Here is a 23,431-nt window from a genome sequence, read left to right as displayed (position 1 = left end):
GGATCAGGCCTCCTGCGGCCGCTGGTCGTGGGGCGTGGTGTCACCGTCACGGGTGTCGTCACGTGTGTCATCACGGTGGCGGTCTCCGTCCTGCTGGCCGGGCTTGTCCTGCTTGAAGACGCGCTTCACGAGCAGGAAGAACAGCGGCACGAAGAAGATCGCGAGCACGGTCGCGGACAGCATGCCGCCGACCACCGCCCAGCCGATCGCATTCTGGCCGCCGGCACCCGCACCGCTCGACAGTGCGAGCGGGAGAACACCGAAGATGAACGCGAACGAGGTCATCAGGATCGGGCGAAGACGCAGCTTGGCGGCCTCGACCGCGGCATCGGCCGCATTCATCCCGTCACCCATCTTCTCCTCGGCGAACTCGACGATCAGGATCGCGTTCTTCGCCGCCACGCCGATCGTCGTGATCAGCCCGACCTGGAGATAGATGTCGTTGTTCAGCCCCGCGACCATCGCCGCGAGCACCGCACCGAGCACGCCGAGCGGCACGACGAGGAGCACGGCGATCGGGATCGACCAGCTCTCGTACAGCGCAGCAAGGCAGAGGAACACGATCAGCAGCGACAGCGCATAGACATAGGTCGACTGCCCGCCCGAAAGCTGTTCCTCATAGCTGAGGCCGGTCCACTCATAGCCGATGCCGGGGGGCAGCTTGGCCGCCATTTCCTCCATCGCCTTGATCGCGGTGCCGCTGCTGACGCCGGGTGCGGGCGACCCCATGATCTCGAACGACGCGACGCCGTTATAGCGTTCGAGACGCGCGGGGCCGTAGGTCCAGTCGGTGGTCGAGAAGGACGACATCGGCGTCATGGCGTTGGTCGCGCCGCGGACATAGAAGTTGCCGAGGTCGGCAGGCGACTTGCGGAACGGCGCGTCGGCCTGGACGAACACCTTCTTCACGCGACCGCGGTCGATGAAGTCGTTGATGTAGGATCCGCCGAACGCGGTGCTGACGGTGGTGTTGATATCCGCCTGGCTCAGCCCGAGCGCGCCTGCCTGGGCCTGGTCGACGTTCAGTTTGAGCTGTGGCGCATCCTCCAGGCCGTTCGGACGGACCTGCATCAGGCGCTTGTCCTGGCTGGCCATCCCGAGCAGCATGTTGCGGGCCTCGAGCAGCTTGTCGTGGCCGACGCCGGCATTGTCCTTCAGCATGAAGTCGAAGCCGTTGGCGTTGCCGAGTTCCTGCACGGCGGGCGGCACGAAGCCGATCACCATGCCGGCGCGGATCCCGGCGAGCGCCTGGTTCGCGCGCTGCGCGACCGCGGCGACGGTGTTCGCGTCGCCTTCGCGATCCTCCCACGGCTTGAGCTGGATGAAGGCGAGACCGACATTCTGGCCCTGGCCGACAAAGCCGAAGCCGCTGATCGTGAAGATGCCCGCAATGTTGGCCTTTTCGTCGACCAGGAAGTGATCGCGCAGCTTGTCCATCGTCCGCGCGGTCTCTTCCATCGTCGTGCCCGTAGGCATCGACACCTGCGCGAACATCAGGCCCTGATCCTCTTCGGGCAGGAAGCCCGAGGGCAGTCGCAGGAAGACGAACAGCATCGCGCCGACGATGACCGCATAGACGATCATCGTCCGCACCCAGCCCTTTTCAACGCGGCGCAGGCCCTTGCCATATCGGTCGACGCCGCGATCAAAGGTCCGGTTGAACCAGCCGAAAAAGCCCTTCTTGTCGCCGTGATCCTGCTTGGACGGCTTCAGGATGGTGGCGCAGAGTGCGGGCGTCAGGATCAGCGCGACCAGCACCGAGAGCACCATCGACGAAACGATGGTGATCGAGAACTGGCGGAAGATCACGCCGGTCGAGCCGCTGAAGAACGCCATCGGCAGGAACACCGCAGACAGCACCAGGCCGATGCCGACCAGCGCGCCGCTGATCTCGTCCATCGATTTCTTGGCGGCTTCCTTGGGGCTCAGCCCCTCTTCCTGAATCAGGCGTTCGACATTCTCGACGACGACGATCGCGTCATCGACGAGCAGGCCGATCGCCAGCACCATGCCGAACAGCGTCAGCGTGTTGATCGTGAAGCCCGCGACCTGAAGCACGGCGAGCGAGCCGAGCAGCACGACCGGCACCGCGATCGTCGGGATGAGGGTGGCGCGGAAGTTCTGGAGGAAGAGGAACATCACGAGGAAGACGAGGATGATCGCCTCGATCAGCGTGTGGACCACCTGTTCGACCGACAGCCGAACGAACGTCGAATTGTCGACCGGATAGGCGATCTTGACGTCGGCCGGGAACTGCTTGGCGATCTTCTCGACCTCCGCCTTCACCAGCGTGACGGTGTCGAGCGCGTTGGCACCCGGCGCCAGCTTCACGCCGAAGCCTGCAGCCTGCTTGCCGTTGTAGCGCGCCTGGAAGCTGTAGTTTTCCGAGCCCATTTCGACCCGGGCGACATCGGCGAGGCGCACGGTGGCGCCGCCGGTGGCCGAGCGGATGATGATCTGGCGGAACTGTTCCGGAGTCTGCAGCCGCGACTGCGCAGTCACGGTCGCGTTGAGCGCCTGGCCCTTGACCGCGGGAAGGCTGCCGACCTGACCGGCGGAAACCTGTGCGTTCTGCGCGGTGATTGCCGCGGTGATGTCGGTGACGGTGACGCCGAGGTTCGACATCTTGAAGGGATCGACCCAGATCCGCATCGAATATTGTGCGCCGAACACCTGCGTGTCGCCGACGCCCTTGATCCGGCTGAGCGGATCCTGGAGCTTGGATGCGATCAGATCGCCGAGATCGACCTGATCATGGCTGCCGTCCTGCGAATAGGCGGCGATCACGAGCAGGAAGTTGGCGGTCGCCTTGGTCACGCGAAGCCCGGCCTGCTGCACTTCCTGCGGCAGGAGCGGGGTCGCCTGTTGCAGCTTGTTCTGCACCTGGACCTGCGCGATGTCCGCGTCGGTGCCCTGTTCGAAGGTCAGCGTGATCGCGAGATTGCCCGCGCCGTCGCTGGTCGAGGCGAAGTAGCGAAGGTTGTCGATCCCCTTCATCTGCTGCTCGATGATCTGCGTCGTCGTGTTCTCGAGCGTCTGCGCGTCGGCACCCGGATAGGATGTCGCGACCGTCACCTTGGGCGCGGCGATCTCGGGGAACTGCGCGATCGGCAGCGACCGGATCGCCAGGACGCCGGCCAGCATCAGGATGATCGCGATGACCCATGCGAAGATGGGTCGATCGATGAAATAGCGTGACATGAGGCGTTACTTCCCGGCCTGCGTGGAGGCGGCGCCGCCAGCCGTGGCATTCCCGGCGGCGTCCTTGCCACCGGCCTTGCCGACCTGCTGCGGAGCGGCGGGCTTGACGGTCGTGCCGGGGCGCAGGTTGAGCAGCCCCTCGACGATCAGCTTGTCGCCAGGCTTCAGCCCGCTGGTGACGATCCACTTGTCGCCGATCACGCGGTCGGTGACGACATTGCGCTGCTCGACCTTGTTCTGCGCGGTGACGACCATCGCGGTCGCCTTGCCGCGCGGATCGCGCGTGATGCCTTCCTGCGGGGCCATGATCGCCTGGCTGCGGATACCCTCGACCAGCTTGGCGCGGACATACATGCCCGGCAGCAGCAGCCCGTTGGGATTGGGGAAGCTGGCGCGCAGCGTGACCGCGCCCGTCGCCGGATCGACGGTGACTTCGGCGAATTGCAGGCGACCCTCAATCGGATAGGTCTGGCCGTTGGGCAGGATCAGCTGGACGCGTGCGGTACCGTCGCCGCGGGTCACGCCGCCCGACGCCATCGCCGCCTTCAAGTCGAGCAGCTGCGCTGCCGACTGGGTGACGTCGACATAGACGGTATCGGTCCGCTGGATCGTCGCGAGCGCGTCGGTCTGCCCGGTCTGGACAAGCGCGCCGGCGGTGAAGATCGACCGGCCGATACGACCCGAGATCGGCGCCTTGATGCGGGTGAAGTTGAGGTTCACGCGCGCGGCTTCGACCGCTGCACGCTGCGCTGCAACATTGGCACGCGCCTGTTGTGCGGACGCGGTGGCGTTGTCCGCCTCCTGCTTGCTGACCGCGTTCAGCGCGACGAGCTGGCCGTAACGCTGCGCCTGGAGTCGGGTCGCATTGATCTGCGACTGGGCGGCGCCGAGCTGGCCCTGCGCGGTGCCGAGCGCGGCGCGATAGGGGGCGTCCTCGATCTCGTACAGGACCTGGCCCGAACGGACCATCGCGCCCTCGGTGAACAGGCGACGGCGGATGACGCCCGACACCTGCGGGCGGACTTCCGACGTCTCCACGGCGGCGATTCGGCCGGGCAGCTCGGTGGTCAGCGTCACCGCCTCCTGCGCAACCGTCACGACGCCGACCGTGGGCGTCGGCGGGGGCGGGGGGGCCTCTTCCTTGCTGCACGCCGCCATCAGCGCCAGCGCGGCCAGGGCCACCGATCCCTTGAGATTCAATCGCTGCATGTTGAGCATCCCGACGTCCGTGCAGAAGAGTTCACCGGAATGAACGTTCATTCCGCTTGCGCCGCCGCTATGGACGTGCAAACGCCGGGTCAAGTTAAAACGTCGTCCGGAGTGGAATTTTGAGTGCAGTGCAACATGAGAAGTCGGCGCGTTCGCACATCGTTGATGCGGCCCGGCATCTTTATGCGACGCAGGGATTCCATCAGACGTCGATGGCCGAACTGGCTGCCGCTGCGGACGTCAGCGTCGGCCAGATCTATCGCCTGTTCACCGGCAAGAACGCGCTGATCCAGGCGCTGATCCTCGAGGATGCCGAGGCCAAACTCTCAGACCTGCGCAAGCTGACCGACGACGTGTCGACGGGACGGCTGTCGATCGAGCGCGGATTTGTCGAGCTCGCGCGGCGGTCTCTCGCCAAGGGGGACGAGGCACTGTCGTTTGATATCATGGCGGAAGCGCATCGCAACGGCGAGGTCGCGGACACGATCGGCTCGCTCTGCACCGGGTTTCGCACGGTGGTGCGCGATCTCGCCTGCGTCGCCAATCCCGCGCTGTCGGCAAATGCGCTCGACGGCGCGGAGGAGCTGGTGCTGGCGTGCATGTTCGGGCTGGGGCACCGGACCTTGTCCTGTCCGCGGCTGTCCGAGACCGAAACCGCAGAGGTCACCGGGCGGATGATCCTCGCGGCGCTCCACGCGCTCTGAGACACGACACGGTGTCCTGACGACGGGGCAGGCGGCCCCGTTTGGCGGGCGGGCGGCGGCGCGGGGCATTACCGATTGTTGCACTGCGGCGCGCGAAGTCGGATAAGCGGTGCATGACCGAAACGACACGACGCGACATCATGATTGCCCTTGCGGCCACGGGCCTGTGGCCGGCGGCGGCACTGGCACAGACGGGGGCGGGCACCCCCCGCAGGCGCGGCACCGCGGCGTCGACCGCCCCCGCGCTGGGCAAGCCCGAGTCGTTTTCCTGGGAGGCGCTGCAACAGCGCGCCGCCGCGCTGGCGCGCGCGCCTTACCGCGCGCCGGCCAAGGTCGCGGCGGCCGAGGCGATCGATTATGATGCGGTCGGCTCGATCAGCTATCGACCCGAGCGCACGCTGGCGGGGGGCATCCGCCTGTTCCCGCTCGGCCGCTATGCGCCGACCCCGGTCGCAATCCATGTCGTCGAACGCGGGCAGGCGCGCGCGGTCGATTTTGCCGCGGATCTCTTCAAGACCGAGTCCGGGCATCACGCCGCCCTCGGCATCGCCGGCTTTCGCGCGGTGTCGAGTGATGGCAAGAGCGACTGGATGGCGTTTATCGGCGCCTCCTATTTCCGTACCGCCGGTTCGCAGGACCAATATGGCCTGTCCGCGCGCGGTATCGCGATCGACACCGGGATCGACGGCAAGGAGGAATTTCCTGCCTTCACCGCCTTCTGGATCGAGGCGACGGGCGCGCAGAGCTACACCGTCTATGCGCTTCTCGACGGGCCCAGCGTGACCGGCGCGTACCGCTTCGTGTGCCGCTACACTGACGGGACCGATGGCGGCGTCGTCCAGGATGTCTCGTCGACGATCACGCTGCGCAAGGACGTCGCGCGGCTCGGCATCGCGCCGGCGACGAGCATGTTCTGGTATGGCGAGGGCAACCGCGCCGCGGCGATCGACTGGCGCCCCGAAATCCACGATTCGGACGGGCTGGCGATGGCGACCGGTGCCGGCGAGCGGATCTGGCGTCCGCTCGCCAATCCCGCGACCCCCACGCTCGACAGCTTCCAGGACGACAATCCGCGCGGCTTCGGCCTGATCCAGCGTGACCGGGCGTTCGATCATTACCAAGACGACGGTGCCTTCTACGATCGCCGAGCAAACCTGTGGATCGAGCCGAAGGGCGACTGGGGCAAGGGGGCGGTGACGCTGTACGCCTTCCCGACCGCGAGCGAGACGGTCGACAATATCGCCGCCTTCTGGGTGCCCGCCGCGCCGGCGACCGCGGGGAAGACGATGCAGTTCGACTATCGCCTGACCTGGTCGTCGCGCGATCCGTCGGTCGCGCAGGCCGCGCATGCGGTCGAGAACTGGCGTGGCTCGGCCGGCCGGCCGGGCGCCGAGCCGACGCCGGGCGCGCGGAAGGTCGTCGTCGATTTCGTCGGTGCGACGCTCGCCGGTCTCGACCGGTCGAGCGGGGTGACGGTGCAGGCGGATGTGAGCCGTGGCCGGATCCTCGCCAGCGCCGCCTATCCGGTCGTCGGCCAGCCGAACCGCTGGCGCGTCACGCTCGATGTCGCCCCCGAACGCGGCGTCCTGGCCGATGTCCGGCTGTTCCTGAAGCGCGGCGGGCAGTCGCTCAGCGAAACCGTGCTGACGCAGGTGGGTTGAGCCATGACCGTGGACAGCCCGGGCCGCCCCGGTCATCCCGCACTTCCGGCACGATTGCCCGCCGACGTCCCGATCGACATGCCGCTGCAGAATTTCCGGGCGCGCGGCACCGGCGGCGGGCCGACACCCGACCCGCTGGCCGGACCGTCCAATGGCTCGGACACGCTCACTTCGCCCGAGGGCATGTCGTCGCGGCGACTGCTCCTGTTCCTGCTGACGATGCTGCTCGCCACCACCGCCTCGGCGGCGGTCCAGGATTCGTTGCTCGGCGACGGCATCGACCTGTGGGACGTCGCGCTGCTCGTGCTGTTCTTCCCGCTGTTCGCGTGGATCGCGTTCGGATTTCTCAACGCGCTGATCGGGTTCGTTCTGCTGATGACGCGGATGCATCCGGGCTTCGTGCCGGTCCCGCAGAACCGTCAGCCGCTGACCGGGCAGACCGCGGTGCTGATCCCGGTCCATAACGAGGATGTCGACGCGGTGTTCGGCCGGATCGCGCGGATGATGCATGCGATCGAGGCTGCGGGCGAGGCGGGGAGCTTCGCCTTCTTCGTGCTGAGCGATTCGGGCGAAGAGTCGGGCGCACAGGAGGTCGCGGCGTGGGAGGTGCTCGCCCCCGGATCGCGCGTCCCGCTCTATTATCGCCGCCGGACCGACAATGTCGCGCGCAAGCCGGGCAATGTCGCCGACTGGGTCCGGCGCTTCGGCGGCGGCTATGATCACATGCTGGTGCTCGACGCAGACAGCCTGATGAGCGGCGACGCGATGATCGGCATGGCGCAGGTGATGGAGCGCCGCCCCTCGGTCGGCCTGTTGCAGACGGTGCCGACGATCCGCGGCGCGACCACGCTGTTCCAGCGCTGGATGCAGTTCAACAGCCGGTTGTACGGTCCGATCTCGACCGCCGGTCTGGTCTGGTGGTCGGGGTCGGAGGCGAGCTTCTGGGGGCATAATGCGATCATCCGCACCCGGGCCTTTGCCGAAAGCTGCGGCCTGCCCGTGCTGCCCGGCGGCCCGCCGTTCGGCGGCGCGATCATGAGCCACGACATGGTCGAGGCCGCCTTGCTGCGGCGGCGCGGCTGGGCGGTGCACCTGATCATGATCGACGACAGCTATGAGGAGTTTCCCCCGACGCTGATCGACATGGCGGTGCGCGACCGGCGCTGGGCGCAGGGCAATATCCAGCATCTGAAGCTGCTCGGGTCGGACGGGTTCCACCCGGTCAACCGGCTGCAGCTGGCGATCGGGGCGTCGGCGTACATGACCTCGCCCGCCTGGCTGGTCCTGATCCTGACGACCATCGCGCAGGCCTTTGCCGGCGAAAGCAAGCTGGTCGAGGCGACGACCTCGGCGCGCGTGCTGGCGCTGACGGTCATCCTGCTATTCGGCCCCAAGCTGCTCGGGATCATCTGGGCGGTGTCCGACCGGAGCCGGCGCGCGGCGTTCGGGGGCGCGCGGGCGATCATCATGTCCGCCATTGCCGAGATCCCGCTGTCGATGCTGTCCGCGCCGGTCATCATGCTGACGCAGACGATGGACCTGATCAGCATCTTCCGCGGCCAGCCCTCGGGCTGGAGCCCGCAGAACCGGGATCGCGACGGGCTGTCGATCGCGGATGTCGTGCCGCGCTATCGCTGGCATCTGGCGGCGGGGGTCGCCCTGCTCCTGATCTCGCCCGCCGTTCCGATCACCGCGCTGTGGCTGGCGCCGGTGACGCTGGGGCTGTTGCTGTCGCCGTGGCTCGCCAAATGGAGCGCGAGCAACGCGGCGGGGAGCCGCGCTGACGCGCGCGGCCTGTTCCAGGTGCCCGCCAGCGGCATCGACCAGCTACCCGCGACCGAGGCGTCGGCGCTCCGCGCGATCGCGCACTGAGGCGCCACGCGCGGCGCCGCCGACGCTACCGCACGGCTTCGGCGGAGGCCGACGTGGTGGGGGCCGGGGCGGTGGCGGTGGCGGACGCGGCGACGATCAGCGTCGGGGCCTCCGCGACGAACCGGTCGAGCACGCCGTCGGCGACCCGGATCGCACCGTCGAACCGCGTCGCACCGGGGATGGTCTGGACGGCCGCGGCCTGTGCGGCGAGACGGCGCGCTTCGGCGAAATAGCCGGGGGCGGCCGCGCCGTCGCGGTTTGCGGCGTCGAGCCCGGCGGCGGTCATCTGCAACGCGCGGCCCCAGAGCTGCATCGCATCGAGCCAGGGGCGTGCCTGGTCCGCAAAGCCCGGATCGATCGTGCCCGAGCGGATCGTGTCTGGGGCCGCCGCTAGCGTATCGGCCGCCTTGGCCAGATCGGCGAGCGCGAGACCGCGGGCCGCCGCGTCGCCCTCCGCCAGCGCGAGGCGGATGGCGTCGAGCTGCGCCTTGAGCCTGGGCGCCTGGGGCTGCCAGGGTTGGCTGCCGAAGGTCGGGGCGAGGTGCTGCGTATCGAAGAAGCTCAGCAGCGCCGCGGTCGCGCGCGGATCGCCGCCCGCCAGCTCGCGGGCGGCGAATTGCCACGTGCGGTCCGCGTCATAGTCCTTGTCGTTCCAGCCGAACGCAGCAACGCCGGTCACCGCGACGCGGCTCGGCGCCTCCTGGTTCATCGGGTTCGACAGGATCCCCGTCAGTTCGCCCGCCAGCCCCGCCTCGCGCCGCGCATAGGGCGCGAGCAGCAGCCGCCCGGTGGTCTGGGCATAATCGTTGACCGGATAATTGTCCCACAGCAGCGTCTTGCGCCCAAAGGCCTTGGTAGCGGTCTTCGCATCGGCGATCGAGATCGCGGGCGGGACGACATCGGTGCCGGTCCACTGCACCACGACGCGGGGATCGAGATATTTGCGCAGCGCCGCCTTGTAAGGGGTTTCCTTCGCGTCGTAATATTCGGTCGGCACCATGATCAGCGGTCGCGACGACGGATCCTTCGCGACGAGATCAGCCTGGACCGCGTTCAGCAGGCGCGATTGCGCGATGCCTGCGGCTTCGGCGCCCGATGGTCCGAAACTGGCCTTGTCCCGCTCGCAATTCCACTTGGTATATTCGATGTCGTCGAGCGCGACATAGAAGCTGTGGACGCCGATCGATCGCAGCGCGGCGAACTTGCGTTCGAGCGCCTGAGCATCGGCGGGGTCTGAGAAGCACACTGACGGGCCCGGCGAGACCGCATAGACGAAATCGACATGATTGCGCCGTGCGGTCGCGACCAGCGTGCCGAGCGCGGACAAAGTTGCCGCGGGATAGGCCTCGCGCCAGCGGTCGCGCGCATAGGGATCGTCCTTGGGGCTGTAGACATAAGTGTTCGCCTTGACGGTGGCGAGGAATTCGAGATGCTTCGTCCGGTCCGCCATCGTCCAGGGCTTGCCGTAAAAGCCCTCGATCGTGCCGCGCATCGGCATCGCGGGATGATCCTGGATCACCAGCGCGGGGAGGACGGGGCGTGCCGCGAGCTGGCGGAACGTCTGGACGGCGTGGAACAGTCCGTCCGCGTCCTGGCCCGCCAGCGTGATGATGCCGCTGCTGCCCGCCGCGAGCGTGGCGATCGTATAGCCTTCGGGATGCGTGTCGCGGACGGTACCGGCGCGGGCGAGCGCGTCGCGGACGATCGCGGTGTCGCCGGTGCCGAGCAGGATGTGCGGGCGATCGGGGGCGGCGGGCAGCCGCCGCGCGGTCGTGATCGTCGTGACTCCGGCGGCACGCAGGATCTCGCGGACCAGCGCGACGCTGTCACCGTCGGTGCCGGCGGGGGCGACGAGCACCACCGATCGGCCGAGCGTTATCGTGCCGGCCTGAAGCGCGACCGACGTCGGCGCGGGGAAGATGGCGGGCATCGTCACCGGCTGCGCGGCACCCTGCGCGGAGACCGTGGTCGCCAAGCCCGTCGCGATCAGGGCCGCGTACGTCCCCGTCATGGCCATGCATCGCGTCATAACAGCTCTCCGGTATTTCATTGGTATTATGAGAGCGGTTTAGGCACAGGACGGCGTCACGGCAAGGCGTCGCTGCCATGGCGGCCATTGCCGACAGACTTTGGTCAGGATGGGGTGACCGACCTTGGGCCCCTATCGCAGGGCCGGCGGGACGTCGGGTCCACGCGGCGGTCGGATGAAAAAAGCTGGTGCTGCCGGTGAGGATTGAACTCACGACCTCAGCCTTACCAAGGATGCGCTCTACCACTGAGCTACGGCAGCACTCGTCGACATCGCTGTCGGCGGAGTGGGGCTAAGAGACGAGGGCGGGGCGATTGTCAAGGCGTCGCGCGACGATGTAGGGCGTTATTATGCAATCGAACGATGAAAAAGCGGCGGAAAAAGCAGCCCGCATGGCCGCCGCGCTGCGCGAGAATCTGCGCCGTCGCAAGGCGCAGGCGCGTGCCGCGGCGGTCGAGCCCGCCGCGGCTCCCCCTACGGACGAGCCGCCTGTGGACTGAGGCGGTCAGCCGATCGGCGCGCATTTTGCCTGAAGCCAGGCGAGGTCGTCGCCGGTCATTTCGGGCGAGAGCGTGTCCAGCACCTCCGCGTGATAGGCGTTCAGCCACGCGAGCTCGGGGTGGGTGAGCAGCGACGGCTCGATCAGCGTGCGCTCGATCGGGCAGAAGGTCAGCGTCTCGAAACCGAGCATCGCGCGGTCCGCGCCGGGAATCGTGCGCGGTTCGATCAGCAGCAGATTCTCTATCCGGATGCCGTATTCGCCGGCCTTGTAATAGCCGGGCTCGTTCGACAGCATCATGCCCGCACGCAGCGGCTCCATCGCCGCGCCGCCGGGGTAGTTGGGCGAGGCGATCCGCTGTGGCCCCTCGTGCACCGCCAGATAGGCGCCGATGCCGTGGCCGGTGCCGTGTGCGAAATCGAGCCCCGCCTCCCAGAGCGGACGCCGTGCGAACGCGTCGATCTGGCCGCCGAGCGTGCCGTCGGGGAAGACCGCGGTCGCGATCGCGATATGGCCCTTGAGCACGCGGGTGAAGCGGTCGCGGATCTCCCTGCCCTGTTCGGGTGCCAGCGCGCCGATCGGCATGACGCGCGTCACGTCGGTGGTGCCGTCGGCATATTGCCCGCCCGAATCGACCAGATAGAGCTGGCCAGGCTCGAGGGGGACGTTCGACTCCTCGGTGCAGTGGTAGTGCGGGCTGGCGCCGTGCGCGCCGGTCGCCGAGATCGTGTCGAACGAGGTGTCCTTCAGCAGCCCGGTCGCCTCGCGGAAGGCGAGCAGCTTCGCGGTCGCGGACAATTCGGTCTGGCTGCCGTCGGCGCAGTCGGTCTCGACCCAGCGCAGGAAGCGTGCGAGCGCGGCGCCGTCGCGGACCGAAGCGGCGCGGTGGCCGGCGATCTCGACCGGGTTCTTGAGCGCCTTGGCGAGCACGACGGGATCGCGCAGCGCGAGCACCTTGGCGCCGCCGGCGGTCAGTGCGTCGGAAATCGCGGCGACCGCGCGTTCGGGGTCGGCGGCGACGCGCTTGCCTGCGAAGTCGCGCAGCGCGGGCTGGAACGCGGCGCGGTTATGGACGCGGACCGCGTTGCCGAGATGCTGGCGGACGGTGTCGTCGAGCTTTTCGGGTGCGACGAACAGGTCGGTGGTCCCGTCGGCGCCGACGATCGCATAGCTGAGCGCGACGGGGGTGTGGCTGACGTCGTCGCCGCGGATGTTGAGCGTCCAGGCGATCGAATCGAGCGCGGACAGCACGACCGCGTCGGCGCGCTGTTCGGCGAGCCAGTCGGCGATCCGCGCGCGCTTCTCGGCGGACGAGGCGCCGGCGAACGTGTCCGGCTGGATGGTGATCCTGGCGGGCGAGGGCGCGGGGCGGTCGGTCCAGATCGCGTCGATCGGGTTGGCGTCGACCGCGACGAGCTCAGCCCCGCGATCGGCGAGGATCGCGCTGGCTTCGGCGACCCAGGCGCTGGTGTGCAGCCACGCGTCATAGCCGATCCGCGCGCCCTCGGCGACGTGGGTGCCGAGCCAGGCGGCAACACTGGTCTGCGGCACGGGGGCGTATTCCCAGTGATCGCCATCGACCTGTTCGCGGACCTGGAGCGTGTAGCGGCCATCGGTGAAGATCGCGGCGCGGTCGGCGAGCACCGCGGCGCTGCCCGCCGAGCCCTGGAAGCCGGTCAGCCAGCCGAGCCGCTGCGCATAGCCGCCGACATATTCGCTCATATGCTCGTCGGTCAGCGGCACGACGAAGCCGTCGAGGCCGGCGGCATCGAGATGGGCGCGCAGGGCGGTGAGTCGGGTCGGGCTGGATCGGGTCATCGGGGCTTTCGTCGATCTGAATGTTGTGAATGTTGAGACGCTGGCAGCAAAAAATGCGGCGTTGTCAGGTCCAGCGTGCCTGTCGGGTGCCGCGCGGGCGGGGCGTGTGCGGGCGATTGGGGCCGGGACAGGGCCTTGGGAGGGGCATGGCGCGTATTGTGACAGAAACGCGGCGTGTAGGACAGCGGGGTTTGCTTGCGGGGAGGGGGCGTGGTGCGTTGGCTTCCGGTCGTCGGGGCGGTAACAGGGGGGATGACCATGAATTCCCCTGCTATCGCTTCGCCCGAGACCCCCTCCGTACCGCCGCGTGCCGAGCAGCGGCCGCACAGCTTTACCGCGCATGGCGTGACGATCGAGGATCCCTATGCGTGGCTGAAGGATCCCAAATATCCCGAGGTCGATGACGCGGACGTGCTGGCGTATCTCGCCGCCGAGAACGCCTATTTCGAGGCGCAGATGGCGCCGCACAAGGCGCTGACCGACACTTTGTACGAAGAGATGAAGGCGCGGATCAAGGAGGACGAATCCTCGGTCCCGCAAAAGGACGGCGACTGGCTTTACTGGACCGCCTACGAGACCGGCGGCCAGTACAAGAAATGGTGGCGCAAGCCCGTTGCGGGCGGTGACGACGAGCTGCTGCTCGACGAGCCGGCGCTGGCCGAGGGGCATGAATATTTCCGGCTCGGCGCGTTCTCGGTCAGCAATGACGGGCGCTATCTCGCCTATGCGATCGACGACAATGGCAGCGAGCGGTTCGAGGTCCGGGTCAAGGACCTGAACACCGGCGAGCATCTGCCCGACGTCATCCCCGGCATGCTGAGCGAGATCGTGTGGACCGCGGACGATGCAGGCTTCCTCTACGGTCTGGCGAACGAGCAGTGGCGGACCGACAATGCGCGGTTCCACCGGCTGGGGACGCCGATCAGCGACGACGTCGTGCTGTTCCACGAGGAGGACGAGGGCTTCCGCGTCGGCGTCGGCGAGACGAGTTCGCGCAAGTGGATCGTGATCGCGACGAGCGACCATGTGACGAGCGAGATCTACCTGCTGCCCGCGCACGAGCCGCTGGCGGTACCGATCCTGGTGTCCGCGCGGAAAGTGGGCCGCGAATATGACGTCGACGAGCATGACGGGACGCTGTTCATCCACACCAACGACGTCGATCCCAACTTCCGCCTGTGTACCGCGCTGGTCGAGGAGCCGGGCGCGTGGACCGAGCTGATCCCGGCCAGCCCGACCTTCTACATGACCGGGGTGGAGTGCTATCAGGACTTCTTCGTGGTCGACGGGCGCGAGGACGGGCTCGATCAGATCGCGATCCACCGGTACGAGACGCCGACCGAGGGGAAGCGGATCGAGTTTCCCGAGGCGAGCTATGTCGCCGGGCTCGGCGATAATCCCGAATATGACATGACCGTGCTGCGGCTCGGCTATGAGTCGATGGTCACGCCGGGGACGGTGTACGACTATGACGTCGATACCGGTGAGCGGACGATGCTCAAGGTGCAGGAGATCCCGAGCGGTTACGACGCGGCGAAATACGCGACCGAGCGGCTGAAGATCACCGCGCGCGACGGGACCGAGATTCCGGTGTCGATCGTCTATCCGGCGGGGTTCGTGCGGGACGGGTCGGCGCCGGTGTTCCTCTATGCCTATGGCGCTTACGGCTATGCGATCCCGCCGGGCTTCTCGACCGGGCGGATGAGCCTGCTCGATCGCGGCTTTGCCTATGCGATCGCGCACATCCGCGGCGGCGATGACCTTGGCCAGCAATGGTATCTCGACGGCAAGCTGGAGAAGCGCGAGAACACGTTCAACGATTTCGTCGACGTCGCAAAGGCGCTGGTCGACGCGAAGTGGACCTCGGCGGGGCGGATCGCGATCGCGGGGCGGTCGGCGGGTGGCGAGCTGATGGGGGCGGTGGTCAATTCCGACCCCGAGCTCTGGGGCCCGGTGATCGCCGACGTGCCGTTTGTCGACGTGCTCAACACGATGCTCGACGCCGAGCTGCCGCTGACGCCGGGGGAATGGCCCGAATGGGGCAATCCGATCGAGGATCCGGCGGCGTTCGCGCTGATCCGCTCCTATTCGCCGTACGACAACGTCAAGGCGCAGGCCTATCCGCCTATGTTCATCAGCGGCGGGCTGAACGATCCGCGCGTGACCTATTGGGAGCCGGCGAAATGGGCGGCCAAGCTGCGGCTGATGAAGACCGACGACAATGTCCTGTTGCTCAAGACGAACATGGGCGCGGGGCATGGCGGCAAGTCGGGCCGGTTCGAATCGCTGCGCGAGGCGGCGGAGGAGCATGCGTTCGTGCTGTGGCAATTGGGCGTGGCTGGGTGAGACCTAGGTCGCGTGACGCCGCCGAGAAGCGGGTGTTCACGCGATGGCGCGAAGGCGCGAAGAAGGCTGATTCGCGCGAAGGCGCGAAGAAGATTGGTTCGCGCGGAGGCGCGGAGGCGCGGAGATAGTTGGAATGTCGTGCTTTTCTGCTCTGCGTCCTCCGCGCCTCCGCGTGAAAACTCCTTATCTTCGCGCCTTCGCGCCTTCGCGTGAACAAAGGTCGCTTGCCGCGTGACGATCGAGGCGTTGGTGGCGCGCTATGGCGTCGTGGCGATTTTTCTCGGGGCAGGGGTCGAGGGGGAGGCGGCGGTCGTGACGGGCGGGGTGCTGGCGCATCAGGGGCTGGTGTCGCTGGCGGGCGCGATGGCGGCGGCGGTGATCGGGTCGTTCGTTGCGGACCAGCTGTTCTTTGCGGGCGGGCGGTATTTCCGCGAATCGCGCCCCGTTGCGGCGATCCGGCGGCGGTCGGCCTATGCGCGCGCGATCGACCTGCTCGAACGCTATCCGCGGCGGTTCATCTTCGCCTATCGCTTCGTCTACGGGATCCGCACGGTCAGCCCGATCGCGATCGGGACGAGCCGGATTTCGCAGCGCCTGTTCCTGGCGGTGAACCTCGCCGCGGCGATCGTGTGGGGCTGTGTGTTCAGCGCGATCGGCGATGCGTTCGGCAACGTCATCGAGGAGATGCTGGGGCGGATCGACACCGGGCGGCTGATCCTGTTCGGCGCGGCGGCGCTGCTGGCGGTCGGCGGCGGCTGGTTCGCGTGGCGAAAATGGCGGGAGCGCAGCGCATGACCTTCACGATGACGATCACCGCGGCCGAGGCGGATATCGACGAGCTGGGGCACGTCAACAATGCGGTCTGGGTCCAGTGGATCCAGCGGATCGCGACCGCGCACTGGGAGGCGGTCGCGCCCGCCGAGCACAAGGCCGCCTATGTATGGGTCGTGACGCGGCACGAGATCGACTATCGCGGCAGCGTGGTCGCGGGCGAGACGGTGACCGGCGAGACCTGGGTTGAGGGCGGGCCGAAGGGCGCGCGGTTCGACCGGCATGTGCGGTTCGTCGGCGACGACGGGCGCGTGAAGCTGGACGCGGTGACGACCTGGGCGCTGCTCGACCGGGCGAGCGGGCGGTTGTTGCGGGTGCGGCCGGAGATAGCCGCGCCGTTCTTTGATGGGGCGGACTGAGGATTTTGGGTGAGGGTTTTGGCCTCACTGGCCCTCACCCTTCCCGCGGCAAGGGCCGCGGGCCCCTTCCCTCTCCCCCGGGGGGAGAGGGAGATTAGCCTGAGTTTCTCAGGCCGGTGGCGATCGCGTTGATCGAGAGGAGGATGCCTTCGCCGATACGGGCATCCTCTTCGCCGGCGCGGCGGCGTTTGATGAGTTCGATCTGGAGCAGGTTGAGCGGCTCGATATAGGGCAGGCGGAGGCGGATCGACGCCTCGAGCGCGGGGTGCTTCTCGAGCAGGCGCGACTGGCCGGTCGCGTCGAGCAGCCCGTCATGCGTCTGCTGCCAGCCGTCGCGGATCCGGCCGAAGACGGTGTCGCGCAGCGCCGGATCCTCGACCAGCCCGGCATAGCGTGCGGCGATCGCCATGTCGGACTTGGCCAGCACCATCTCCAGATTGGCGAGCGCGGAGGCGAAGAGCGGCCAGCCCTGCGCCATGTCGCGCAGCAGCGCCTTGTCGTCGAACCCGGCGAGCGCCTGGCCGACGCCGTACCAGCCGGGGAGCATGACGCGCGCCTGCGCCCAGCTGAACACCCAGGGGATGGCGCGCAGATCCTCGATCCGGTCGGACTTGGTGCGGCTGGCGGGACGGCTGCCGATCTTGAGCCCGGCGATCTCGGCGATCGGCGTCATCTGGCGGAAAAAGGTGCGAAAGCCGCGCTCGTCGCCGCCGACAGTGCCGTAGACGAGGTCGCGATAGCTGTGGAACGCGGTGTCGCTGAGCCAGTCCATCGCGGCGCAGAAGCGCGTGGTGTCGGCGGTCGACAGGCGTTCGGGTTCGAGGCTGGCGAGCAGGGTCGCCGAGGCGATCGCCTCGAGATTGGTCATCGCGGCGTCGCGCGTGCCGTATTTGGCAGCGATCACCTCGCCCTGTTCGGTGATGCGGATGCGGCCCTGCACGGTGCCACCGGGCTGGGCGCGGATCGCCGCGAAGGCCGAGCCGCCGCCGCGCCCGACCGCGCCGCCACGGCCGTGGAACAGCTGCATGCCGACGCCTGCCTGCTCGAACACGGGCCTGAGCGCGGTCGAGGCCTTGGACAATTGCCAGGTGGAGGTGAGGTAGCCGCCATCCTTGTTGCTGTCCGAATAGCCGATCATCACCTCCTGATGACCGCGCGCCTTGGCGATCGTCGCGATCTCGGGCAGCGCGAACCAGGCGGTCATGACCGCGGGCGCGGCCTCGAGATCGCCGATCGTCTCGAACAGCGGCACCGCCATGATCGCGGCGGTCGGCGTGTCGCCGGGGCGGTAGAGCCCGACCTCCTTGAGCAGCAAATTCACCTCGAGCAGGTCGCTGACCGACTGCGCCATCGAGACGATGTAGTTGGTGATGCAGGCGGGGCCATAGGCGGCATGCGCGTCGGCGGCGGCCTGGAGGATGGCGAGCTCGCCCGCGGTCTCGTCGCTATAGGCGGCAAAGCGGGTGGTGAGCGGACGCGCATTGGCAAGTTCGCGGCGGAGCAGCGCGACGCGCGCGTCCTCGTCGAGCGCGAGATAGTCCGGCTCGACGCCCGACACCTTGAGCAGTTCGGCGACGACGCGCTCGTGGACCGCGCTGTTCTGGCGCAGGTCGAGCGTGGCGAGGTGGAAGCCGAACGTCTCGACCGCGCGGATCAGCCGGCCGAGCGCGCCGCCGGTCTTGAGCGCGGTGCCGAGCCCGTGCGCGAGCGTGACGAGATCGGCGCGCAGATCGGCGGGGCTCGCATAGGGGGCGCCGGTGAGGCGGCCGGGGCGCGGCGCGGCCTTGCCGGTCAGTTTCTGCTGCGTCGCGGCGAGGCGCGCATAGATCCCCGACAAGGCGCGGCGATAGGGTTCGTCGGCGCGGCTGGTGGCGTCGTCGCCGCTTGCCGCAGCCAGCGCCTCGACCGCGGGGTCGGCGACGGCGTGCTCGGTCGAGATCGACAGCTCGGCGCCGAGCGCGTGGACCGCCTGGCAATAATAGCCGAGCACCGCCTCGCTCGCGCGGGCGAGCGCGGTCTTGAGCGAATCGGCGGTGACATAGGGGTTGCCGTCGCGGTCGCCGCCGATCCAGCTGCCGGGCTTGAGGAAGCTTGGCGTGCGTTCGCCGAGCGCGCGGTCCCAGCGCTGATAGAGCGCGGGCAAGGCGGGGAGGAAGACGTCGCGCAGATAGCTGAGCGCGGTATCGACCTCGTCGGTGACGTAGAGCCGGTCGCGGCGCAGCACGCGCGTCTGCCACAGCAATGCGATCTGGCGCAGGATCGCGTCGTCGACCCGGTCGCCATCGGGGGTGGTGTCGCGACCCGCATCGCGCAGCGCGAGCAGCTCGGCGATGCGGTTGCGGTGGTCGATCATGCTCTTGCGCCGCACCTCGGTCGGGTGCGCGGTGAGCACGGGGACGATCAGCGCATGGTCGAGCAGCGCGCGGACCTGCGTCCGGTCGATCCCCTCGGCTTCGAGCTGCGCAATCGCGGAGGCGAGGTCGGCGCCATGCTCTGCCGCGATCCCCTGCCGGTCCTCGGCGAGATTGGCGAGCATCGAGAACAGCATGAAGCCGCGGACGAAATCGAGCGTCTCGTCGAGGCTGAGCTTTTCGAGGCTGAGATCGACCGCGGCATGATCGTCGGTCCGTCCCTCGGCGAGGCCGCGGTGACGCTCGACCGAGGCCTTGCGGATCGTCTCGGTCGCCTCGAACAGACGCGGCCCGCCATAGCTGCGGATGACGTCGCCGAGCAGCGTGCCGAGGAAACGGATGTCGGAATTGTTCGCGATTGCGGGAAGACTGGCCATGCGCCTTGCTGCGCTGCGACAGGGATCAGGTCAACCGCCGAACCCGCAATCGGCGATGAAATCCGCGCCTGAAGGCGTGCGGTCAGGACATAAAGTTACAGGCGATCACCGCCCCTCGCGCTTGCGGGCTTCGGCGCGCTCTTCGGAGGTGACGGTGCCGTCGTGGTTCAGGTCCATCCGGTCGAACCATCGCAACGTGCCCTCGCTCCACTCGACTTCGGTGATCACGCCGTCCTTGTTGCGGTCGAACGCCTTGATCCGCGCATTGGGGGAGGGCAGCTCGTCCTTGGTGATGCGATCATCGGCGTTGCGGTCGAGCGTGCGGAAGCGCCGTTCCATGCTGGCGCCGAAATCGAGCCGCGAGGTGACCGAGGGGGGGACGAAGCCGACCGCGCCGGCATCCGCCTCTGCGCGCTGCGCGTCCTTGTCGCCGCACCCTGCGACGATCAGTCCCGCCGCGATCACACCCATCATCACCCGCATCGACCCGTCTCCCGCACAATGCTGCGCGGCCGGACGGTCACGCTTCGAGTTCAATGTCCCAGTAGAGCCAATCATGCCAGGTTTCGTGCAAATAATTCGGCGGGAAGCTGCGGCCATGTTCGTGCAGATGCCAGTTGGTCGGGCGGATCGGCTCGAGATGGAGCGGCATCGCCGCCTGACGCGGGGTGCGCCCGCCCTTTTTGAGGTTGCACGGCGCACAGGCGGTGACGACATTTTCCCAGGTGGTCCGCCCGCCTTGCGCGCGGGGAATGACATGGTCGAAGGTGAGATCGCGCAGCTTGCCGCAATATTGGCAGGTGAACTTGTCGCGCAGGAACAGGTTGAAACGGGTGAAGGCGGGAAATTGCGACGGTTTGACGAATTGCTTGAGCGCGATCACCGACGGGAGCTTGAGCGCGAAGCTCGCGCTGCGCACCTCGCGTTCGTAATTGGCGACGATATCGACGCGATCGAGGAAGACGGCCTTCACGGCGGTCTGCCAGGGCCAGACGCTGAGCGGATAATAGGAGAGCGGCGTATAATCGGCGTTGAGCACGAGCGCCGGACATCCATCCGGGTGGCGTATCAGGTCGGGGTGAAACACGGCTCCTCCCACAAAAGTCCCGGACGCGCTTTCGCGCACCGGCATGACAGGGTCATGACAGCACGGCGCGGGACATGGGGTCAAGTCCAGTGAACAGCGCGGAATTCGTCACGACGCGGTTCGCGCCCAGTCCGACCGGGCGGCTGCACCTTGGCCACGCGCTGTCGGCGATCCGCGCGCACGACTTTGCGCGGGCGCGGGGCGGGCGGTTCCTGCTGCGGATCGAGGATATCGACATGGGCCGCAGCCGGCCCGAGCATGTCGCGGGAATCGTGGAGGATCTGCGCTGGCTGGGGCTGGACTGGGACGATCTGTCCTACCAGTCGGCGCGGCTCGCATCCTATCAGGCCGCACTCGGCGGATTGAACGCGCGCGGGCTGCTCTATCCGTGTTTCTGTACGCGCGCGGAGATCGCGGCGAGCCTGTCGGCGCCGCATGAGGGCGAGGGCGCGGTCTATCCGGGAACGTGCCGGCGGCTGGCGCCCGCCGAGGTCGCGGCGCGGATGGGGGAGGCGCATTGCTGGCGGCTCGACATGGCGGCGGCGCTTAGCGTCACGGGACCGCTCGACTGGGTGGATGCGCGGGCGGGGAGGGTGCGTGCCGACCCGGTGGCGCAGGGCGATGTGGTGCTCGCACGCAAGGATGCGCCCGCCAGCTATCATCTCGCGGTGACGCTCGACGATGCGGCGCAGGGCGTCACCGACGTGGTGCGCGGCGACGACCTGTTCGCGGCGACCGACGTGCACCGGCTGTTGCAGGCGCTGCTCGGGCTGCCGACGCCGCGTTATCACCATCATCCGCTGATGCTGGGGGCGGATGGCGCGCGGCTGGCCAAGCGCACCGGCGCGCCCTCGCTCGCGGCGATGCGCGAACGGGGGGAGGACGGGCTCGCGGTTGCGGCGGGGGTGCGGGCAATGCTGGCGGGGGACCCCCGGACAGCGCCGCGGCCCGAACGCTTGCCGCCCCGCGCCATCCTCCCCAGATATCAACCATGTACGGCGTCCAATCCCATCCGCGCGACCGGATCCTGTCCGCCGCCGGCGCCGCTGCCCTGTGTGCAGCATTGGGCTATGCGCTGATCCTCGGCCTCGGCGTCAGCCTCCCGTCGGCGATCCCCGACGCGCTCAAGACCTTCGCGGTCGGGCCGCCGCCCCCGCCGCCGCCATTAGAAAAAGTCGTACCCCGCCCGGCGAAGAGCCACCGGCCCGAAGGCGCCGCATCACCCGCCAATTTCCGGTCAAAGGCGACCGAACTCGTCGCGCCCATCCCGATCGTCCCACCCGTCATCCCGCCGCCGATCGTCGCCGCGCTCAAGCCCGGCGTCGGCAGTGCGGCGACGACCGGCGCCGCGCCGGTCCCGGGGCCCGGCACCGGCGCGGGCGGTGAGGGCAACGGTACGGGCAGCGGCCGTTATGGCGACGGCGACGGCGATGGCGGTGACGAGAGCCCGCCGCGGCTGTTGAAGGGGCGGTTCCGGAACAGGGACTTCCCCAATGCGGAGGCGATCATCGGCGCGGGTGGCGTGGTCGGTGTCCGCTACACCGTCGAGACGAACGGCCGCGTCACCGGGTGCAGCATCACGCGCTCGAGCGGCAATGCAGTGCTCGACGCGACCACCTGCCGGCTGATCAAGCTGCGCTTTCGCTATCGCCCCTGGCTCGATGCCGCAGGGCGCCCGGTCCGCTCGACCGTCGTCCACAATCAGGAATGGGTCAACGAACTCGGCCCCCCCGAGGACGACGACTGATCCCTTGCCGCCGCCCGACGCGGCGGGCACGATGGCGCGGCATGATCACCGCCCTGCTCCTGATCGCCGCACAGGCAAGCGCGGTGCCCGTCGCCCCCGATCCGCGTATCGCCGCGCGCGTCGACCGGGTGCTCCGGAAAACCCCGGTGATCGACGGCCATAACGACCTCGCCTGGGAAATCCGTGACGTGCACGGCGCCAGAGTCGAATCGCTCGATCTCGCCAAGGACACGCGCCCGCTTCAGACGGACATTCCCCGCCTGCGCAAGGGCCGCGTCGGCGCGCAATTCTGGTCGGTGTGGATCCCCGCCGACACGACCGGTCCGCGCGCGGTCGAGATGACGCTCGAACAGATCGACATCGTCCGCCGGTTCGTCGCCGCGAACCCTGCCGCGCTCGAACGCGCGACCAGCGCCGCCGATATTCGCCGGATCGAGAAGGCGGGGCGGATCGCGTCGCTGATCGGGGTCGAGGGCGGGCACCAGATCGACGGGCGCCTCTCCGTGCTGCGCCAGTACCGCGCGCTCGGCGTCGGTTACATGACGCTGACGCACGGCAAGAGCCTGAACTGGGCGGACAGTTCGACCGATGCGCCGCGCGCGAACGGGCTCACCGATTTCGGCCGCGCGGTCGTCGCCGAGATGAACCGGATCGGCATGATCGTCGATGTCAGCCACGTCTCCGACGCGACGATGCGCGCAGTCCTCGCCGTCGCCAGGGCACCGGTGATGGCCTCGCATTCCAGCGCCCGCGCGCTGACCGACGCACCGCGCGACATTCCTGACGACCTGCTCGCCGCGATCGGCGCGAACGGCGGGATCGTCATGGTCAATTTCTACCCCGCCTTCGTCTCAACCGCGTGGCGGGCCTGGGATGCCGACCGGACCGCTTTTGCCAAGCGCGAGTACGTGCCCGCCAACATCTATGGCGCCCGCGCGCCCGGTCCGCTGCTTGCCTGGGATCGCGACCATCCCGAACCGCGTGTCACCGCCGCGACCGTTGCGGATCATGTCGAGCATATCGCGCGGGTGGCTGGCCGCGATCATGTCGGCCTCGGCGGCGATTATGACGGCATCAACGGTACCGGGCCCGAGGGGATGACGGGCGTCGACGGCTATCTGCTGCTGTTCGCCGAACTCGCGCGCCGCGGCTGGAGCGATGCCGACATGGCCAGGCTCGCTGGCGGCAACATGCTCCGCGTCATGGATGCCACCGACGCGGTCGCGCGGTCGCTGTCCGCGCTGCCGCCGGGCGACGCGATCGATATCGCCTCGCGCTGA

The 23,431-nt window shown here is 68.3% G+C and carries 17 protein-coding genes and 1 tRNA gene; 10 read left to right on the top strand and 8 right to left on the bottom strand.

The window, feature by feature from the left end; translation table 11 throughout:
- Nucleotides 1-3 precede the first annotated feature (3 nt).
- Together GV027_RS11870 and GV027_RS11865 are read right to left on the bottom strand one after the other, a co-directional pair.
- Nucleotides 4-3,201 (bottom strand): efflux RND transporter permease subunit, encoded by a 3,198-nt coding sequence (locus tag GV027_RS11870; RefSeq protein ID WP_159512001.1) that lies wholly within the window; start codon nucleotides 3,199-3,201, stop codon nucleotides 4-6.
- Between the two features lie 6 nt (nucleotides 3,202-3,207).
- Nucleotides 3,208-4,410 (bottom strand): efflux RND transporter periplasmic adaptor subunit, encoded by a 1,203-nt coding sequence (locus GV027_RS11865; RefSeq protein WP_031395481.1) that lies wholly within the window; start codon nucleotides 4,408-4,410, stop codon nucleotides 3,208-3,210.
- 128 nt (nucleotides 4,411-4,538) lie between these two features.
- Here GV027_RS11865 and GV027_RS11860 point away from each other — a divergent pair, with 128 nt between their 5' ends.
- From GV027_RS11860 to mdoH, 3 genes are all read left to right on the top strand, one after another.
- The gene (locus tag GV027_RS11860; RefSeq protein WP_320466530.1) at nucleotides 4,539-5,114 is read left to right on the top strand and encodes a TetR/AcrR family transcriptional regulator; all 576 of its coding nucleotides are present in this window, start codon (nucleotides 4,539-4,541) and stop codon (nucleotides 5,112-5,114) included.
- A gap of 113 nt (nucleotides 5,115-5,227) precedes the next feature.
- The gene (locus GV027_RS11855; RefSeq protein ID WP_159512000.1) at nucleotides 5,228-6,775 is read left to right on the top strand and encodes a glucan biosynthesis protein; all 1,548 of its coding nucleotides are present in this window, start codon (nucleotides 5,228-5,230) and stop codon (nucleotides 6,773-6,775) included.
- A 3-nt stretch (nucleotides 6,776-6,778) separates the two neighbouring features.
- A complete protein-coding gene (mdoH, locus tag GV027_RS11850) occupies nucleotides 6,779-8,647 on the top strand; it encodes a glucans biosynthesis glucosyltransferase MdoH (RefSeq protein ID WP_159511999.1) in 1,869 nt (622 codons plus the stop codon).
- A gap of 25 nt (nucleotides 8,648-8,672) precedes the next feature.
- Here mdoH and GV027_RS11845 read toward each other — a convergent pair whose 3' ends face one another.
- Both GV027_RS11845 and GV027_RS11840 read right to left on the bottom strand, forming a co-directional pair.
- On the bottom strand, nucleotides 8,673-10,658 hold the full coding sequence (locus GV027_RS11845; protein ID WP_236559193.1) for a beta-N-acetylhexosaminidase family protein: 1,986 nt from the start codon (nucleotides 10,656-10,658) through the stop codon (nucleotides 8,673-8,675).
- A 204-nt stretch (nucleotides 10,659-10,862) separates the two neighbouring features.
- A tRNA-Thr gene (locus GV027_RS11840) sits at nucleotides 10,863-10,937 on the bottom strand.
- A gap of 89 nt (nucleotides 10,938-11,026) precedes the next feature.
- Between GV027_RS11840 and GV027_RS21255 the strand changes: the two genes are divergently transcribed.
- A complete protein-coding gene (locus GV027_RS21255; protein WP_201302616.1) occupies nucleotides 11,027-11,176 on the top strand; it encodes a hypothetical protein in 150 nt (49 codons plus the stop codon).
- Nucleotides 11,177-11,181: 5 nt separating this feature from the next.
- Here the strand turns inward: GV027_RS21255 and GV027_RS11835 are convergent, their stop codons facing one another.
- Nucleotides 11,182-12,993 carry an aminopeptidase P family protein gene (locus tag GV027_RS11835; RefSeq protein ID WP_159511997.1) on the bottom strand — a complete coding sequence of 604 codons (1,812 nt, stop codon included), beginning with the start codon at nucleotides 12,991-12,993 and terminating at the stop codon, nucleotides 11,182-11,184.
- A 258-nt stretch (nucleotides 12,994-13,251) separates the two neighbouring features.
- Here GV027_RS11835 and GV027_RS11830 point away from each other — a divergent pair, with 258 nt between their 5' ends.
- The 3 genes from GV027_RS11830 to GV027_RS11820 all read left to right on the top strand — a co-directional run bounded on the left by GV027_RS11830 (nucleotide 13,252) and on the right by GV027_RS11820 (nucleotide 16,529).
- Entirely contained in the window at nucleotides 13,252-15,339 is a 2,088-nt protein-coding gene (locus GV027_RS11830) for a S9 family peptidase (RefSeq protein ID WP_236559192.1), read from the top strand.
- 231 nt (nucleotides 15,340-15,570) lie between these two features.
- The gene (locus GV027_RS11825) at nucleotides 15,571-16,134 is read left to right on the top strand and encodes a DedA family protein (protein ID WP_159511995.1); all 564 of its coding nucleotides are present in this window, start codon (nucleotides 15,571-15,573) and stop codon (nucleotides 16,132-16,134) included.
- Nucleotides 16,131-16,529: an acyl-CoA thioesterase gene (locus GV027_RS11820; protein WP_201302615.1), complete on the top strand. Its 399-nt coding sequence runs from the start codon at nucleotides 16,131-16,133 to the stop codon at nucleotides 16,527-16,529. Before GV027_RS11825 ends, GV027_RS11820 begins: the two co-directional genes overlap by 4 nt.
- 94 nt (nucleotides 16,530-16,623) lie before the next feature.
- On the opposite strand, the gene ppc is transcribed toward GV027_RS11820, so the two are convergent.
- The 3 genes from ppc to GV027_RS11805 all read right to left on the bottom strand — a co-directional run bounded on the left by ppc (nucleotide 16,624) and on the right by GV027_RS11805 (nucleotide 20,404).
- The gene (gene ppc, locus GV027_RS11815; protein ID WP_159511993.1) at nucleotides 16,624-19,317 is read right to left on the bottom strand and encodes a phosphoenolpyruvate carboxylase; all 2,694 of its coding nucleotides are present in this window, start codon (nucleotides 19,315-19,317) and stop codon (nucleotides 16,624-16,626) included.
- A gap of 105 nt (nucleotides 19,318-19,422) precedes the next feature.
- The gene (locus GV027_RS11810) at nucleotides 19,423-19,800 is read right to left on the bottom strand and encodes an EF-hand domain-containing protein (protein WP_056409745.1); all 378 of its coding nucleotides are present in this window, start codon (nucleotides 19,798-19,800) and stop codon (nucleotides 19,423-19,425) included.
- A gap of 37 nt (nucleotides 19,801-19,837) precedes the next feature.
- A complete protein-coding gene (locus GV027_RS11805) occupies nucleotides 19,838-20,404 on the bottom strand; it encodes an HNH endonuclease (protein WP_031440448.1) in 567 nt (188 codons plus the stop codon).
- Between the two features lie 74 nt (nucleotides 20,405-20,478).
- Between GV027_RS11805 and gluQRS the strand changes: the two genes are divergently transcribed.
- From gluQRS to GV027_RS11790, 3 genes are read left to right on the top strand one after another with little or no spacing between them, the layout of a single operon-like run.
- On the top strand, nucleotides 20,479-21,483 hold the full coding sequence (gene gluQRS / locus GV027_RS11800; protein WP_159511992.1) for a tRNA glutamyl-Q(34) synthetase GluQRS: 1,005 nt from the start codon (nucleotides 20,479-20,481) through the stop codon (nucleotides 21,481-21,483).
- Nucleotides 21,396-22,151: an energy transducer TonB gene (locus GV027_RS11795; protein ID WP_159511991.1), complete on the top strand. Its 756-nt coding sequence runs from the start codon at nucleotides 21,396-21,398 to the stop codon at nucleotides 22,149-22,151. The genes gluQRS and GV027_RS11795 overlap by 88 nt, the downstream gene beginning before the upstream one ends.
- Before the next feature lie 41 nt (nucleotides 22,152-22,192).
- Nucleotides 22,193-23,431, top strand: coding sequence for a dipeptidase (locus GV027_RS11790; RefSeq protein WP_159511990.1), 1,239 nt, complete (start codon nucleotides 22,193-22,195; stop codon nucleotides 23,429-23,431).

Source organism: Sphingomonas sp. T1, assembly GCF_902506585.1.
GTDB classification, from domain to species: Bacteria; Pseudomonadota; Alphaproteobacteria; order Sphingomonadales; family Sphingomonadaceae; genus Sphingomonas; species Sphingomonas aerolata.
This window is presented reverse-complemented; position numbering and strand designations above follow the sequence as displayed.